This is a genomic window from Pirellulales bacterium, assembly GCA_019636335.1.
GTDB lineage: Bacteria > Planctomycetota > Planctomycetia > Pirellulales > JAEUIK01 > JAHBXR01.
In genome coordinates, this window is record JAHBXR010000009.1 from 1 (window position 1) to 16444 (window position 16444).

Annotated in this window: 16 protein-coding genes and 1 tRNA gene; 13 read left to right on the top strand and 4 right to left on the bottom strand. The window is 65.4% G+C overall.

The window, feature by feature from the left end:
• Nucleotides 1-279 precede the first annotated feature (279 nt).
• Nucleotides 280-361 (bottom strand) — tRNA-Leu (locus KF708_10690).
• Nucleotides 362-486: 125 nt separating this feature from the next.
• Here KF708_10690 and KF708_10695 point away from each other — a divergent pair.
• From KF708_10695 to KF708_10725, 7 genes are all read left to right on the top strand, one after another.
• The gene (locus tag KF708_10695; protein ID MBX3413145.1) at nucleotides 487-1440 is read left to right on the top strand and encodes a GGDEF domain-containing protein; all 954 of its coding nucleotides are present in this window, start codon (nucleotides 487-489) and stop codon (nucleotides 1438-1440) included.
• Nucleotides 1441-1657: 217 nt separating this feature from the next.
• The gene (locus KF708_10700) at nucleotides 1658-2977 is read left to right on the top strand and encodes a citrate synthase (GenBank protein ID MBX3413146.1); all 1320 of its coding nucleotides are present in this window, start codon (nucleotides 1658-1660) and stop codon (nucleotides 2975-2977) included.
• Between the two features lie 279 nt (nucleotides 2978-3256).
• The gene (locus tag KF708_10705) at nucleotides 3257-4780 is read left to right on the top strand and encodes a hypothetical protein (GenBank protein ID MBX3413147.1); all 1524 of its coding nucleotides are present in this window, start codon (nucleotides 3257-3259) and stop codon (nucleotides 4778-4780) included.
• Between the two features lie 36 nt (nucleotides 4781-4816).
• Nucleotides 4817-5380, top strand: a complete 564-nt coding sequence (locus KF708_10710) for a hypothetical protein (protein MBX3413148.1) — start codon at nucleotides 4817-4819, stop codon at nucleotides 5378-5380.
• Complete coding sequence (locus KF708_10715; protein ID MBX3413149.1) at nucleotides 5377-6090, top strand: (5-formylfuran-3-yl)methyl phosphate synthase; 714 nt, start codon at nucleotides 5377-5379, stop codon at nucleotides 6088-6090. The genes KF708_10710 and KF708_10715 overlap by 4 nt, the downstream gene beginning before the upstream one ends.
• A 155-nt stretch (nucleotides 6091-6245) precedes the next feature.
• Nucleotides 6246-7877, top strand: a complete 1632-nt coding sequence (locus KF708_10720) for a hypothetical protein (GenBank protein ID MBX3413150.1) — start codon at nucleotides 6246-6248, stop codon at nucleotides 7875-7877.
• Between the two features lie 38 nt (nucleotides 7878-7915).
• Nucleotides 7916-9709 carry a hypothetical protein gene (locus KF708_10725; GenBank protein ID MBX3413151.1) on the top strand — a complete coding sequence of 598 codons (1794 nt, stop codon included), beginning with the start codon at nucleotides 7916-7918 and terminating at the stop codon, nucleotides 9707-9709.
• A 168-nt stretch (nucleotides 9710-9877) separates the two neighbouring features.
• Here KF708_10725 and KF708_10730 read toward each other — a convergent pair whose 3' ends face one another.
• The 3 genes from KF708_10730 to KF708_10740 form a co-directional block, all read right to left on the bottom strand.
• Nucleotides 9878-10348: a hypothetical protein gene (locus KF708_10730; GenBank protein ID MBX3413152.1), complete on the bottom strand. Its 471-nt coding sequence runs from the start codon at nucleotides 10346-10348 to the stop codon at nucleotides 9878-9880.
• Between the two features lie 162 nt (nucleotides 10349-10510).
• A complete protein-coding gene (locus KF708_10735) occupies nucleotides 10511-11773 on the bottom strand; it encodes an aminotransferase class I/II-fold pyridoxal phosphate-dependent enzyme (protein ID MBX3413153.1) in 1263 nt (420 codons plus the stop codon).
• Between the two features lie 41 nt (nucleotides 11774-11814).
• Nucleotides 11815-12558, bottom strand: coding sequence for a hypothetical protein (locus KF708_10740; GenBank protein MBX3413154.1), 744 nt, complete (start codon nucleotides 12556-12558; stop codon nucleotides 11815-11817).
• 191 nt (nucleotides 12559-12749) lie between these two features.
• On the opposite strand from KF708_10740, the gene KF708_10745 reads away from it, so the two are divergent.
• The 6 genes from KF708_10745 to KF708_10770 all read left to right on the top strand — a co-directional run bounded on the left by KF708_10745 (nucleotide 12750) and on the right by KF708_10770 (nucleotide 16439).
• On the top strand, nucleotides 12750-13280 hold the full coding sequence (locus KF708_10745; protein ID MBX3413155.1) for a methylated-DNA--[protein]-cysteine S-methyltransferase: 531 nt from the start codon (nucleotides 12750-12752) through the stop codon (nucleotides 13278-13280).
• 220 nt (nucleotides 13281-13500) lie between these two features.
• The gene (locus tag KF708_10750) at nucleotides 13501-13701 is read left to right on the top strand and encodes a hypothetical protein (GenBank protein MBX3413156.1); all 201 of its coding nucleotides are present in this window, start codon (nucleotides 13501-13503) and stop codon (nucleotides 13699-13701) included.
• Nucleotides 13702-13908: 207 nt separating this feature from the next.
• On the top strand, nucleotides 13909-14232 hold the full coding sequence (locus KF708_10755; protein ID MBX3413157.1) for a hypothetical protein: 324 nt from the start codon (nucleotides 13909-13911) through the stop codon (nucleotides 14230-14232).
• Between the two features lie 12 nt (nucleotides 14233-14244).
• The gene (locus KF708_10760; GenBank protein ID MBX3413158.1) at nucleotides 14245-14589 is read left to right on the top strand and encodes a hypothetical protein; all 345 of its coding nucleotides are present in this window, start codon (nucleotides 14245-14247) and stop codon (nucleotides 14587-14589) included.
• Nucleotides 14556-15044 (top strand): phage holin family protein, encoded by a 489-nt coding sequence (locus KF708_10765; protein MBX3413159.1) that lies wholly within the window; start codon nucleotides 14556-14558, stop codon nucleotides 15042-15044. The genes KF708_10760 and KF708_10765 overlap by 34 nt, the downstream gene beginning before the upstream one ends.
• 24 nt (nucleotides 15045-15068) lie before the next feature.
• Nucleotides 15069-16439 carry an NAD(P)/FAD-dependent oxidoreductase gene (locus tag KF708_10770; GenBank protein ID MBX3413160.1) on the top strand — a complete coding sequence of 457 codons (1371 nt, stop codon included), beginning with the start codon at nucleotides 15069-15071 and terminating at the stop codon, nucleotides 16437-16439.
• Nucleotides 16440-16444 lie beyond the last annotated feature (5 nt).

The following is a 16444-nucleotide window of genomic DNA, read 5'->3' on the forward strand; positions in this document are numbered from 1 at the left end:
GAGAATCAGCCATTTCAAGCGGTCGCCAAACTCGGCGTGCCGCAAAACGAACACCGGCCGTGCCGGATCTCTCTGCTCGCTGTTGGGCGACATGATCGTGCTCCCAGGCTGGACCACCTTTGCTTGTCCAACTTTGTGAAAGAGCAACATCAATGCCATGGCAATACAATCCGCAGGGGATGGCCACAATCCGCCAGGCATTGGATGCCCGAATCGCGCGAGGAAATCGCGCGTCTGCTCAAAGAAGAAGAATCGACGAATTGCGTCGATCAGGAAAAATGCGAGAGCCGGGAGTCGAACCCGGACGCCTTGCGGCACTGGATCCTAAGTCCAGCGCGTCTGCCAATTCCGCCACTCTCGCAAGAAACGCACTCGAACGTGCGTCTCGGTAGTTTGGAACGCCCTGCTGGGGGCGTCAAGCCGAACCTCCACGCGCCCGCCACCTGCGGCTGAGCGGCCTCGCGCTCTCCGGTATAATCGTCTCCCATGACCGTCGCCTCGCAGCCTGCCATCCTGCTTCTCTCGGCCGATCGTCGCGAAGTGCGGCGGTGGACCGCCGCGCTCGAGACCGTCGCGGCGCAGCTCTGGCTCTCGGCCGACGACGTGCCCACAGGCGAAGCGCTCGTCGCTCGACCCCTCGTCGTCGTCACCGAGGGCCCCGACGAAGCTCTGCGCCACCCAAGACTCCAACCGCTCGACACGCTCGAGCACGGGCTGGTTCGATTGGGGCGGGGGGATTCGAGCGAAGTGATCTTCGCGCTGGGGCAATTCGCCGAGCCCACCACGCCCGTGGCAGCGGCGATTGAAGTCGATCTGCCGGTCGACGTCTCGGCGCGCGAATTGGCGCTCGTCTGCCGCCTGCTCGGCGAGATCGTCTGGCTGCGTCGCGCCGTGCGCGCCGGCGGACACGAACGAGAGCAACTGCGCGAGCAGGCCCACACCGACGAACTGACCGGGCTGCCCAATCGCCGCGCGTGGGACGATGCGCTGGCTCGTCTGACGGACGACGAGCTGCGGTCGTGCGTCGTGGCGATCTTCGATCTCGATCACTTCAAGCAGGTCAACGACCGCGCCGGGCATCTCGTCGGAGACACCGTGCTGCGTGCCGCGGCCGGGGCGCTCGCCGGCAGTATTCGCCGACATGATTCTGTAGCACGTTTGGGTGGGGACGAGTTCGGGCTGATTCTGACCGAACTCGCGCCCGCTTCGGTCGAAGGCGTGCTCGCGCGGCTGCGCGCCGAGATCGCCCGCTCGACGAGCGAAATCATTACGCCTTCCGTAACCGTCAGCGTCGGCTACGCCGTGGTGGCGCCGTCAGAAGCGGAAAAAGCGCGTGCTGGTGCGGTGTGGGCGTGCTTCGCCGCGGCCGACCGTGCGTTGCGTCAGGCGAAGCTCGCGGGGCGCGATCGCGCCATCGCCGCGCCGGCGGCGGAACCGTAGGCCCGCTGCGGTGTTGGTGTCCCGGCAGCGAGAAGCATCGCGAGACCGCGAATTCGCTGGCCACCGCGTGTGACCAATCGCCATTAGAATCTTGAATACAAGCACTTCTGCCGTCCGAGGGCCCGTTGGTGAATTGTCGAGGCACGATTTCACCGTTACACTGCTAACAGCCGGCGGCACTGTCCGCGCGCGTGTCGCCCTCGGAAGTGGAGACCTCATGAGTCCATCTGTCGCCAAACGCGAAAACTCTGCCACGGAAGTCGCGCGACTTCAACTCGGCGATCGTGACTTCGAACTACCGGTCGTGGTCGGCACCGAGCAGGAACGCGCGATCGATATCTCGAGCCTGCGCGCTGCGACGGGCCACGTCACGCTCGACGAAGGCTACGTCAACACCGGCGCCACGCTCAGCTCGATCACCTATCTCGACGGCGAGAAGGGAATCTTGCGCTACCGCGGGTATCCGATCGAGGTGCTCGCCGAGCGCTGCGACTTCATCGAGGTGGCCTACCTGCTCATGTACGGCGAGTTGCCCAACGTGCAGCAGCTCGAGAAGTTCCGCGCGTCGTTGCGGCGGCACACGATGCTGCACGAGGACATGCGGTCGTTCTACAACGGCTTTCCGCGCGACGCGCACCCGATGGCCATCCTCAGCTCGGTGGTCGGCGCGCTGTCGACGTTCTATCAGGACTATCTGAACCCACGCGATCCGCGGCAGGTCGAGGTCTCGATCTTCCGCCTGCTGGCCAAGCTGCCGACCATCGCGGCCTACAGCTACAAGAAGTCGATCGGCCAGCCCTTCGTCTATCCGCAGAACGATCTGAACTACTGCCAGAACTTCCTGCAGATGATGTTCGCCGTACCGAGCGAGCCCTACGAGCTCGACGCCGATTTCGTCGACGCCTTGAACCTGCTGCTGATCGTGCATGCCGACCACGAGCAGAACTGCAGCACCTCGACGGTGCGCATGGTGGGATCGAGCGACGCGAATCTCTTCGCCTCGATCTCGGCCGGCATCTGCGCGCTGTGGGGGCCGCTGCACGGCGGCGCCAACCAGGCCTGCGTCGAGATGCTCGAAAAGATCCTGGCCGATGGCGGCAACGTGCGCAAGTACGTCAACCTGGCCAAAGAAAAGAACAGCGGCTTCCGCCTGATGGGCTTCGGCCACCGCGTCTACAAGAATTTCGATCCGCGGGCCAAGATCATCAAGCAGACCTGCGATCGCCTGCTGACCAAGCGGAAGATCAAGGACCCCATCTTCGACATCGCGCAAGAGTTGGAAGAAGTGGCCCTGTCGGATCCCTACTTCATCGAGAAGAAGCTCTACCCGAACGTCGATTTCTACTCGGGCGTGATCTACCGCGCGATCGGTATTCCGATACAGATGTTCACGGTGCTGTTTGCGATGGGGCGTCTGCCGGGTTGGATCGCCCACTGGCTCGAAATGCATGCCTCGCCCGGCAAGAAGATCTGCCGGCCACGGCAGATTTACACGGGCGAGACCGAACGCTCGTTCATTCCTTTGGAGCAACGCTAGCGACGAGAAGAGCTGGGGAGCACGCTCCCGCGAACCGCGCCTTGCGAGGGAACAGCGTCGGCGCGTCCTGCCTCATCCGCGGTCCGGCTGAGGTCTCTGATTTCGGGTTGCAGTCATCGTCTTGCGGCGGGCAGCCTGAAATCGGATACCTGGGCATACACTCGGGCCTATCTCCAGCGTTGCCTCGCGCCCTGGGCCGAAGCGCCGTTTCGCGATTCCATACCGCTGCCAGGGTCGCACACGCCCCGGATGCGTTTACCCCAGAGGGAAGTTCCTCCGATGTCGAAAAACGTCGTCATCTTCTGGCCGGGCGATTACCGCGCCGAGCCCAATCAACTGGCCGTGCCGCAGGTTCGCGAAACCACCGAGCAGTTGAGCCGCGCGCTGAAGAAGCTGGGCCGCAAGCCACGTGTGATTCGCTCGTTCCTCCGCAAGCCGCACGAATCGATCGAGCATCTCGGCCCGGTCGACGACCCGATGATCGGCGTCTTCTGCCACTGGACCTACGGCCCCCACACCTGCGACGGCGTGGTCGGCAAGGACAATCCGTTGCTCTTGGCCTCGAATTTCTCGGGCATGTGGCCGGGACTGGTCGCGCTGCTCAATACCAGCGCCTGCCTGACGAGCCTCGACCGGCAGCACTCGCGCATCTGGACCGACGCCGGCGACTGGACCAAGGATCGGCGGTTCATGGAGCAACTCGACGAATGGTGCGCGTCGGGGCAGATCCGCCATCCGGCCGACGAGCTGCACTACTCGGCGCCCGTCTCCGAAGGGGCCGCCGCCACGGCCGAAGAGGTCCACCGCGAGATCAAGCAGCGCCGCATCATGGCGCTGATGCTGGGCGATACGTCGATGGGCATGATCAATGGCTACTTCGGCTCGCGACTGCTGGCGCCGATCGGCTTCACCGAGCATAAGGTCGACCAGGCCTGGCTGATTAGCCGCGGCAAGTTCATTACGGATCGCCGCATCGACGACACCTTCAATTTCGTGGTCGAACATGGCGTGAAGTTCCACTGGCACGAAGAAGGGGCCGAAGACTTCACCCCCGAGGCGACCCGCGAACAGTTGCGCATGTACTTGACCGTGCTCGACCTGGTCGACGAGTTCAAGGCAGACTGCTTGGGCTGGCAGTATCAGTTGGGCCTGCTGCCGCTGTTGCCTCCCTCCGACTTCTGCGAAGGCTTGCTCAACAGCGTTTGCCGCCCCGAGTCGAACGGCGACGTGATCATCACCTCGACCGAGGCCGACCAGGGCAGTCTCGTGCCGATGGAGATGATGAAGCGCCTGTTGAAGAAGAAGGGGCTGCACCAGGGCGTGATGTTCCACGACGTGCGCTGGGGCGCGCGGCACAAGGGACGCTTCCTGTGGGTGCTGTTGAACAGCGGTTCCTGCGGGGCGTATGCCTTCAATCACGATCCCTCGACGCTCGAAGGCGTACACAGCTATCGCCAGCCGAAGGGCTACTTCCCCGTGCCCGGCGGCACCTTCGCCGGCGAGAGCCTGCCCGGCGACATGACCTGGGCCCGCGCCTATCTGAACCGTGGCGAGTTGTGGATGGACATCGGCCGGGGCGAAGTCGTCAAGCTCCCCCCCAAGGTGCGCGACGAATGGTGGAACGGCACGACGCGGCAGTGGCCCTTCATGGCGGCCGACCTGGGCTGCTCGATGGAGACCGTCATGGCCCACTACCAGAGCAATCACGTGGCCGTGGCCTACGGCGATATCTTCGGCGAGATGGTGGCCCTGTCGCAGTCGCTGGGCTTCAAGGTCCGCATCCTCTCGTCGGCCAAGAAGTAACCGACCGCTCGATGATCGCTGTTTAGGGATGGCCCCATGTCGGCCGCACGTACCGAAATCTGGTTGCGCAACAACCGCCGAGCGCTCGCGCTCGGCATGCTGGGACCGCTACTTATCGCGAGCATCGGCGTAGCCCTCGTCCCCCTGTCCTCGGGCGATGGCTTCCTCGGTCGCGGTTCGTTCTACCTGGGCATTCTGCTCGTGGTGTTCGGCACGATCTCGACGTCGCTGTTGCTCGTGGAAATATCTCGTCCCCGTCTGGCCTACCGCGATGGTCACCTGCTCGTGCGTCTGCGGAATGGCCCGCCGGTGCGCGTGCCGATCGAGATCGTCGAATGTTTCCTGCTCGGGCAGGGGCCCAGCATGCTCACGGGGCACTACGATCCGCGCGACACCTCGACCATCGTCGTGCGGCTCGACGAGCGGGCCGAAGATTGGGCACAAGTCGAGGTGAAGCCGGCGCTCGGTAGCTGGTGCGGCGGGCACATCACGATCCGCGGTACCTGGTGCGAGCCGCTCAACGTCGACTTCGTCCGTCGTCTCAACGCCCGACTCGCCGAAGTGCAACGCGCCGCCCAACAAATGCGGGTGGCCGGATGACCAGACTGCTCGTCAGCGTTCGCGATGCGCACGAGGCGCTGGCAGCGCTCGACGGTAATGCCGATCTCATCGACGTGAAAGAGCCGCATCGCGGGGCGCTGGGCGCCGCCGATGCCGACACGATCCAATCGGTCGTGCGCGCGATCGACGGGCGCGTGCCTACCAGTGCCGCGCTCGGCGAGCTGACCGAGTTGGCCAGCGATGAGCTCGGCAGCCAGCGTCCAAGCGCGCTATTCCACACCGCGACGGACTTCGCCAAGGTCGGGCTCGCGGGCTGCGAACGCCATGGCGACTGGCCCCAGCGCTGGCGAGCCTCGCTAGCACAACTTCCACCGGAGACACAGCGTGTCGCTGTCGTCTATGCCGACTGGCAGTCATGCGGCGCCCCAGAGCCCTTCACGGTCTTGCGACACGCCGTAGAGTTGGAATGCCGCGCGATCCTCGTCGATACGTTCGATAAATCTCGCGGCGGGCTGGTCGATCTGTGGACGCCCACGGAGTTGGCTCGCTACCTGGCGGCAATCCGCGCCGAACGGATGCTGGCAGTCATCGGCGGATCGCTCACGGCGAGCACGATCCCCTCGGTCGCGGCGCTCCGTCCCGACTACATCGCCCTCCGCGGAGCCGCCTGCCGCGGCGACCGCACGGGCACGATCGACGCCACGCTCGTCCGCCAACTGGCCAATCTGGTAACCACCTGCACGGCGTGAGTCCTCCGAATCGTCCCAGCCGATTGACTTGCCCCTCCGGCATGCGGGACAATTGAACTGCCCGCAGTTCCCGGCCGTGCGGCAACTCCTTCTTCCCCACGGCTCTTTCCCCTGAGAACAGGCATCCTCCGGAACGAGAAAGTTCGAGGCGTTCGATGACCGCTCTGCTGACCACCCTCTGCATCGTGATGGCGACCCCATCGGCCACTCCGCCGGACACCGTCGTCGTCTGCCCGCCGGTCTTTCGCCAGACCCTCGCGCCCTGGGTCAAGTATCGCGAGCAGCAGGGGCACAAGCTGCGCATCGTCTCGAGCGAAGGCACGGCCGAAGACGTTCGCGATCGCATTCGCAAGGTCGCCAAAGAAGGAAATCTAAAGAACATACTCATCGTCGGCGACGCCGATCCCGCGATGGAGACCGATCCCCAGGTGCGTGCCCGCAGCGTGCCGATCCACTTTGCCGAGGCGAAGGTGAATATCCACTGGGGCAAAGAGAAAGACATCCCGACCGACAACTGGTACGCCGATCTCGACGACGACCATCTGCCCGACGTCGCCATCGGCCGTCTGCCGGTCGATTCGCCCGAGGAGTTGAAGCTCGTGCTGGGCAAGATCTTCGCCCACGAGCAGGACGCCGATCAGGGCGGCTGGCGCCGGCGCGTGAACTTCGTGGCGGGCATGGGGGGCTTCAGCCCGCTGGCCGACTCGGTGCTCGAGTCCTCGGCCAAGCAGATGATCACCGAAGGCATTCCCGCCGGCTACGATGTCTCGATGACGTACGGCAGTTGGCGCAGCGCCTACTGCCCCGATCCGCGCCTGTTCCACGACGCGGCATTCGCGCGATTCAACGAAGGCTCGCTCTTCTGGGTCTATATCGGGCACGGTCAGCGGCACGAGCTCGACCGCGTGAAGGTGCCCGGCAACCAGTTTCACATCTTCGCGAACGAAGACGTCCCCAAGCTCAACTGCGAGCACGGTCCGCCGATTGCCATCTTCCTGGCGTGCTATACCTGTGCCCTGGATCACCCGCGCGATTCGCTGGGCGAGGAACTGCTGCGCCGGCAGGGAGGGCCCGTCGCCGTGATGGGGGGGACGCGCGTCACGATGCCTTACGCGATGAGCGTCATGGCGACGGAACTTCTGTCCGAGTGTTTCGGCAAGCGGTGCGAAACGCTGGGCGAAATCATTCTCCATGCCAAGCGCGCGATGGTCGAGTCGCCCCGTAGCGATCCGCAAAGCCGCGCCATCGACCAGATGGCCCGCACGCTCAACAGCAAATCGACCGATCTCAAGGCCGAACGGGCCGAGAACGTGCTCGTCTTCAACCTGCTGGGCGATCCGCTGCTGCGGCTGCAATATCCGCAGGACGCCACCGTCTCGACGCTGAGCGCGGCGGACGCCGGCTCGGTCATCGAGGTGACGGGCACCAGCCCCATCGACGGCCCCTGCGAAGTGGATCTCTGCGTGCGGCGCGACCGCCTGCGAATGCGGCCCCCCGTGCGTGCCCGCTATCAGGAAGCGGATTCAGCCCTGGCGGCCTATCAACCAATCTACGAGCGGGCCAACGATCGCCGCTGGGTCACCGTGACCACCGAAGTACGCGACGGCAAGTATACCGCCAGGCTCGCAGTCCCCCGCGAGGCCCACGGCGCCTGCTGCGTGCGGGCATTCGTTTCCGGGAAAGAAGGGGTGGCGTTGGGAGCCCAGGAAATCGAGATCCGCCGTGCCGCGGCGCCCGAACCTGATCCGGCCACCGGCGCCGCGACGACGGGCGGCAGCGCGAGCTGAACGTTCCGCACCGAACGACCACGGATGCGAGATCGGTCATGAACCAACCTGCGCCGCCCACCGCCGCCGGCACGCCCGGCGGAACAACGCCCCCGCGCAAGCGCCCCATCCTGCGCATCGTTTTGGCACTGGTGTCAGCCGCCGTGCTCATGGTGCTGGCAGCGCCCTACTTGTTCAATCTGAGCCCCGTGCGGAGTGCCGTGTTGAGCGCGGCCACGTTCGGGCTGCACGGCGACATCTCGATCGGTCGCACGTCGTTGGGCTGGTTTTCGCCCGTGGCGATTTACGATCTCTCGATCACGCCCGACGACGGCGGCGAGCCTCTCGCGCAAGTGCCGGTCATCGAGGGAGACCGCCCACTCTGGAAGCTGATCGTCGATCGAAGCGAGCTGGGACAATTTCGCATCGAGCGGCCGAAACTCCGCATCGAAGCGACCGACCGCGGCAGCAACTTTACCGAGGTCTTCGGCGAGCCGCCGAAGAGCGAGCCTGCCGAGGAAGCGCTTCCCGCGACACCGCCCAATCTCGGCGTGATCCTGGCCATTCACGATGCCACCGTCGTCGTGCGCGCGAAACGCGCCGAACGCGATCTGGAGATTCCTCGCATCAATGTCACGGCGGGGCTGGCTCGTTCGGCCGAGCCGGGGCGTGCGGCCGAATTCGTCATGTCGCGCGGCAAGCCGATCGATCGACTAGCGATCACCCCCGAGCTGTGCAACGACCTGCTCAAATTCATCGCGCCCGTGCTCGCGAACGCCACCCTGGCCAGCGGCGAGTTCTCGATCGAGGTCGAAGACGTGCGCATTCCGCTCGACGATCCCCAGGCCGGTCAGCTCGCCGGCCGGTTCTCGATCCATGCGGTGCGCGTGGGCCCGGGCCCCTTGGTCGAGGAATTGGCCAGCTCGCTCGGAGTACCCCCCGAGATGAATCTGGCCAACGAGTCGGTGGTCGAGTTCGAGATGATCGACGGCCGCGTCTATCACCAGGGCCTCCAGTTCGGCTTCACCCGCTTGAACGTGCGTACGCACGGTTCCGTCGGCATCGTCGATCAATCGCTCGACGTCGTGGCCGAGGTGCCGCTCGCCGGGCTGGCCAAGGAAGATGCCCCGCTTCGCGAGGCGCTCAGCCAACACACGCTGGTGATTCCGATCAAAGGCACGCTCGAAAAGCCCGAGGTCGACGCCTCGTCCCTCACGCAGAACAGCCTCGACATCGGTCTGGCCACGTTGCAAGAGTTGCTCGGCAACGAGAACATCTCCCTCGATGCGCTCCTGGAACGTTTGCGCAATCGGGGCGCCGTGGACGGCGCTGCCGATGGAACGCGCATCTTTGGACCGGGTGGCATCCTCTCGCGTGGTCGCACGGCGCCACCTCCGCCACCAGCCGATCCGAATGCGCCAACCACGCCCGATCCCGCCGATGACGCAGCGCCGGCCGATGAGGCCACGGCAACCGAGGAAAGCAGCGGCGGAATTCTGGGGGGGCTGCTACGTCGCCGTCGGGGCACACCGACCCCCGCCACTCCACCGCCGGCGTCCCCGCAAGATCCGTCGAACCTGTCGAGCCCGCCCCCGACAGGTACGGCGCCGCCATCAACATCGGCCATACCTGGCGGTCCGGCGGCCGCCACGCAACGGCCTGCCCGGCGGCTGTTGCGACGCGCCCTCGACGTGGCAGGCGAAGCCGCGCTGGACGCCGCGCAACAGGCGCTCGAGAATCCTCAACTGGCTCCGACGCCTGCGAACGCTGCGCCCAGTGGCGGCGCGGCGGCGGACGAAACATCAGACGAACCGGCAGAGGAGTTGCCTCCTCCACCGGCTCCCTCTCCCTAAGCAACAACCTCTCGCGGCCATTCCCATGTGCCGTGCTGCTGATGCATGCGGGCAACGAAACGGTTGCCGAACATTTGCTTGCGCGCCGAGAGGGCACGAGCGAACGTATGCGAAGAAGCGGTGCGGAGGATCGCCACACCTTGCCCACGACGAAATGAATCACGGGGCCTATTTTTCGGCCCCGGCCACCGTGACGACTTCCTCGACGTCGCACTGCTGGGCTTCGAGCTGCTCGACCCGAGCCACGACCGCATTGAACTCTTCGGCCATCTCGTGCCAGAAGTCGTTGTCGCGGAAGTGGACCGGCAGCACTTTTTCGCCCCGCGACAGCCGTCGCATCTCGTTTCGCAACCGGAACAGGGGTCCCGCGAACCGATTCGTCTGCCGGGCCATGTCGTACAGGAGGATCGGCAGCATGAACGCCGAGCCCAGGATCATGGGGGACATCTCGTCGAGGATGTCGGCGATGTGGTTGTTGAACGGATGGGCCACTCCATGCACCAGGATCCGCCACGAGACCAGTGAAGCCACGATCGTGAGCATGGCGTAGCACCAGTAGAGCGCGACACGCCACAGCAACGCTCCCTGGACCTTGCGATCGACGAACAACTGCGAGCGCTGGAAACTCTTTCTGCTCATCGTCTGAATCCCCCGCCAAGCCTTGCCCGGATGGCGATGCGCGCCTGGCGGCGCGCGTTCGCCGGTCATTTCAGCCGCATGTAAATGCTAGCTCGAAATGATTCCGGGGGCGGGCGTTTCGACCGCCGAGACAGGAGATTCTGCCCGTGCCGATCGTGCGGCTCACACCGCGTAGGGCTGCTTCAGCCGATACGCCGGGTGCTTTTCGAGATAGGCCGCCACGCGGTCGGTGCGCGAGAAGGCCAGGGGGAGGAAATCAACCGCCTGCTGCAAGCGCTCGTTCGGCTCGGCACAACTGAAACGCAGGAAGCCCCCCCCCGCCTCGCCGAAGCACTCGCCCCCCAGGCAAGCCACGCCCAACTGGTCGTCCGCTCCCTCGAGCAGGTACATTGCCAGTCCGTGCGAGGTGATGCCCAAGCGGTTCGCGATCGGCGCCACGCGCGGGAAGACATAGAACGTGCCCCCCGGATCGAGGCACTTGATCCCCTCGATCGAGTTCAGGCCGCGCACCAGGATCTCGACCTTCTCGCGGAAGAGCTGCATCGTGCGATCGCGTTCTTCGTGGTCGTGCTCGAGCGCCGCCACGCCCGCCAGTTGCACCAGCGGCGGCACGCACGACAGCGACGAGTTGATGAGCTTCGCCAGCATGTCGGCCAGCGGAGCGGCCGTCACGGCGAACCCCAAACGCCAACCGCTCATGCTATACGACTTGCTGAACGTGTATGCCGCCACGCACTGTTCGAGCATGCCAGGCTGCGAGAGGATCGTGTGATGCCGGCCCCGCCAGACCATGCGATCGTACGGCTCGTCGCTCAACACGACCACGTCGCGTCCGCGCACCAGGTCGGCGATGTCGCGCAGATCCTCTTCGGTGGCGATGCCGCCGGTCGGATTATGAGGACTATTGAGGAAGATCGCCTTGGGCCGCGCGTCTTCTTTTAAAAAGCGCTCGACGGCCGCCGGCTCGGGACGGAAGTCGTTCTCTTGCCGCAGCGGCGCGAGCACGGCACGCGCGCCGCGCCGCGCGATGTTCGGCAGGTAGGTCGGAAAGTAGGGGCTGAAGACGAGCACGCCATCGCCCGGATCGAGGAACGCCTCGCAGAACAACAGCTCGAAGACCTTCGCGCCTGGTCCCACGACGACGTTGGCGGCCTGGGTCGCCAGCCCGTAGTGCGAGTTCACGTATTCCGCGGCCGCCGCGCGCAGCTCGGGCAGCCCCGCCGAGGGGCAATAGTGCGTCTGTCCCGACTCGATCGCGGCGAGCCCCGCGCGCAGGGCCGAGGCGGTCGAAGGAAACGGGCTATCGCCGATTTCCAGCTCGATCACTTCCTTGCCTGCCGCCCGCAATTGCTTGGCGGCGGCCAGAACATTGAAGGCGGTTTCGACGGTAACGGTACGCGCGAATTCGCTGAAAGAAACAGACATGGTGTTCTCGACCTGCGTTGCTGGTGGCAAGAGCCAACAGGCTACCGCATGGCGATGGCGCGTGCCAGCGGCTGCAGCACGTGCTCGATGACGTGATTGTCCACCATCTCGCGGCAGACCTGCGTCAACTGGTCGAGGGTCTTGTTGAAGGTCGAGTTCGTGCCGAGGCTGCCATACTGGCGAGCGGTCACGTAGACGCTCAACTGCTCCTCGGGAAACTCGCCCGTGCGAATCTGATAGGCGTTCGTCCGCGACTCGATGCTGATCCGGCACTGAATGCGGCACTCGTCGTCGAGCGCCAACGTCAGCGACGGCTCGTAGTTGACAACGCAGACGCCGGGCATGTCGAGAATCCGCTCGAGCGCCGGGCTCACTCCCAGCGCCTCGGCCACCAGTTGGTTGTGGTTGCCGCGGAAGGTGAAATCGAAGCCGAACAGGATATCGAGCGCCTCGCAATCGAGCGGCGTAACCGACAGACAGTAGGGGGCCAGCTCGAGCACGTGGTGATGCTGTTCGAGGGCCGCTTCGACCGTCTCGGGATTCACTTGGCCCGAGCAGATGCGCCGGTTCTCGATCGTGGCCCAGCGATACTGTCCGCGATCCTTATCCTCTTCGAGAACGAAGTCTCCCTTGTCGCGGGCGTAGAAGTTCCGCATCGTGGGATACTTCTTCTGAATCTGCTCGAAGAAGTGCAGCACGGTCTCGCGATTCTGCGGCAACTCCATCTCGGTTCCGAGATTGAGGTTGATGTAGAAGTCGTCGCAGTGCGAGGCGTAACAATTCATCCGCGGCATTCCCGGGTCAAAGCAACGTGGGGGCACCGTAACGCCAGCGCCCCTCTGCTTGCTCCATTCAGGGTGCAGTATAGAATGCCCCGGACGCGACTGTCAAAGCCGCGAAAACTGCGACAACCACGGCAATTTCTCCCCCACGTTCTCTTCCGCGGCCGCGCATTTTTTTCGTGCCGAGGACCGCCATGCCACGCGACCCTGTCACGCTCGAAGTCAGTGTCTTCAAGACCGAACTTGGTTGGATCGCCATGGCCGGTCACGGGCGCACGCTCGCGCGGCTCACGTTTGGTCATGCCTCGCCGCAAGCCGCCCTCGCGGCGCTCGAGACAGCGGATGACGTGCGGATCAAGTCGCGCGACTGGAACCCGGCGCTCGTCAAGCAACTCACGCGCTTCGCCGCCGGGCAGAAGGTCGATTTCGCGCGCGTGACGCTCGATCTCGACGATGAGACCCCCTTCGTGCGCAAGGTGATCGAACGTTGCCGCGCGATCCCTTACGGCGAGCGCCTGACCTATGGCGAGTTGGCCGCCGCCATCGGGGCGCCGCGAGCGGCCCGCGCCGTGGGCAACGCCATGCGTTCGAATCGCACGCCCCTGGTGGTCCCCTGCCATCGCGTGGTGGCGGCGGGGGCCAGGCTCGGGGGGTACTCCGGGGCCGCCGGAGTCCGCACGAAACTACGTCTTCTCGAGGCGGAAAGCCGCACGGCGCCGGCGTAACCGGGCCTCACGTCTCGGCTTCGGACCGGGGCCGCCAGCTCCCCCTTTCGGCCTAGAATTGATCGGAGAATTCCGATCTAATAATAAGAGCAGCGATGAGGGCGTTCGGGATTCGGACGCCCGGTTGTTCGACCCGCCAGCGGCGTTCGGAACGATGCCGCTCGATTGCCCACCTGTACTTCGCCCGGTCAAACGCTTGTCTACCACGTCAGAACGATCGATGAGCGATCATGCGCCCACGGCGTCCCGCGCCGATTGGAAGATCGAAAGCCGCGCCGATGGCTCGGTAATCGTGCGCGTGCCTTCCTGCGATCGACATGGCGTCCCTTTGCCCGAGGCCGTCTTCGCCTTCCAGCCTGGCAATCCCCAGTATCAATACTGGCGCGATCAGGCGGACCGCCGCCATCCTGGCGTCGGTTAAGCTCCTCAGGCGAGTGCGCTCGATCGCGTGCGATCTGCACGGCGCTTTTTTCTCTCTCGCTCGAATTCGCGGCGCGGGGGTACCGATCGTGCCGAGTTTACCGCCGCGCGGTCGACGGGCACGCGCGTTGCTTTTTCGCCACGCGTGCGAGCCGCATAACGTACCCTAGTAGTGGTTTCCGCAAAGTCGCCCCAGCGAGGTGGGTCCATGACCGACGAATCTCCCTCTCCCGAACAAGCGGCGCGCCCCGAGGCCGACCTGTTCGAGAACCTTGGCCGCAAGCTCGACGAGATGCCCGCCGTGCAAGCGGCCGAGCAGGCGCTGCGTCGCGCGACGATCGAATTGCATCGCGCGCAAGAGCGCTATGAGCAGGCGCGGGCCCAGGCCGCTGAAGAGTTCAGCAAACCGCGCGAGAAGACACCAGGCGAGATCGTCGAGACGACGCTCGAGTGCGTCCGCAAGTATCCGGGAGCGGGCGTTCTGATCGCCGCCTTCGTGGGCTTCTTTCTCGGCAGCTTGTTTCGTCGATAAGGAAGGGGCACGATGCTGCTGGGTAGGGCGCACGAACCGTTGGCACTCGAGGCGCGGCGGCGCGAGCTTCGCGCCCGGATCGCGCGCCATCGACTGCGCATCGAGCGCGACGCGCAAGCGGTGCGTCGCGAAGCGGCCGAGCTGCGCTCGTGGCGCACCTACGTGCGGCGATATCCCGGCGCGTCGTTGCTGGGGGCCATGACGGCGGGTTTTTTCTTTTCGGCTGGAGTGCCGCGGCCTGCCCTGAGTGGTTGGTTCGTGCGCTTCGCCGCCGGGCGAATCGTGAATTACCTGAGCCACGGCGGAGCCGATGAACTTCGTGAATGGCTGAGCGGACTGTGGTCCGACCGATCATGAGCCAACCGAGCGACAGCCTGTTCTCTGGAGTGGCGGCCCAAGCCGACCGCCTGCGCCACGATTTCAGCGAGATGCTCGCCGCGCGTCTCGAGCTCGCCCGGCTCGAAGCCACCGCTGCGGCTCGACAAACGGCGCGCTGCGCCGTGGCCCTCGCCGTGGCGACACTGTTGCTGGTCAGTATCCTGCCGATCGCCGTGGCGACGCTGGCCCTGGCCGGCGCCAACTATTTCGCACAATCTCCCATCGCCTGGCTGGCCGGTAGCGTGCCGATACTGGGGGCCCTGGCGGCCTTCATCGCCTGGCTGTCCTTGCGGCACTACCGCCGACATTTCACCGGAATGCGCGATACGCTGGCCGAGCTGCGTGAAGATCTTGTATGGTTGCAGGAATGGAGCGGTCAGGCGGATCGAGCGGATGCGGCAGCGCCGGACGCAGACGCTGGCCCCTCCGCATAGCCGAAAGCGCCGAGGAATCTGCCCGTGACGCACCCGCCCCCTCACGGCCCGCGCGTGATCATTGTCGGGGGGGGCTTCGGTGGCATCTCGGCCGCCAAAGCTCTCGCGCGCGCTCCGGTCGACGTGCTCTTGGTCGACCGGCGCAATCATCATCTCTTTCAGCCGCTACTGTACCAGGTGGCGACCGCGGCCCTCTCGCCGGCGAACATCGCCTCGCCGATCCGCCACGTGCTGAACAAGGTGCGCAACTGTCGCGTCGTGTTGGCCGAAGTTATCGGAGTCGACCTTGCCCGCCAGCGGTTGCTCGTCGAAGGAGCCGCCGCCGAGTACGACTGGCTGATCCTGGCTGCCGGCGCCACGCATTCCTATTTCGGTCGCGACGAATGGGAAGCCGTGGCTCCTGGTCTGAAGACTCTCGAAGATGCCACCGAGATCCGGCGGCGCATCCTGCTCGCCTTTGAAACGGCCGAATACGAGGGGAACGCGGCCGTACGCGAGGCGCTGCTCACCTTCGTCGTCATCGGCGGAGGACCCACGGGGGTCGAACTGGCCGGCGCGATCAAGGAGATCGCTACCCGCACGATCGCCGAAGACTTCCGCAACATCGATACGAAAACGACGCGTGTGATCCTGCTCGAGGGGGGCGACCGCCTGCTGCCGCAGTTTCCTCCCGATCTGAGCAAGCGTGCCCGGCGCGACCTCGAGTCGCTCGGCGTCGAGGTGCGCTTGAAGAGCCTGGCGACCGACGTCACGCGCGAGGGAGTGCGCACGGCCAGCGAGTTCATCGCCGCGCGCACGATCTTCTGGGGCGCGGGCGTGGCGGCCAGTCCGATGGGGCGCACGCTCGGCGTGCCGTTGGATCGCGCGGGGCGCGTTCTCGTCGAGCCCGACCTGACCGTGCCCGGTTATCCGAACGTCTTCGTCATCGGCGACATGGCGGCGGCGAAATCGGCCGACAACGACAAGCCGGTGCCGGGCGTGGCCCAGGGGGCCTTGCAGATGGGGCGCTATGCCGCCGAGATCATCGCCGCCGAGGTGGCCCATCCCGGCGGCAAGTCGCCCCGCAAGCCGTTCGTTTATTCCGATCACGGCTCGATGGCCACGATCGGCCGCGCCAAGGCGGTCGTGCAGATGGGGCGCTGGCACATCGGCGGACTGTTCGCCTGGCTGATGTGGGGAGCGATCCACATCGCCTTCTTGATCGGCTTTCGCAATCGGCTGGCGGTGCTGGCGAGCTGGTTGTGGAACTGGATCATCTTCGCGCGCGACGCGCGGCTCATCACCGGCGACGCGCGGATCTATCTCGACGAGCCACGCCCCGGCGAACTCCTGCTGGCCGAAGAGGCGCAGGCCGACGCGCAAAACGAAGCCAGCCCCCCCTCGTCGTCGCCGTAGCGCGC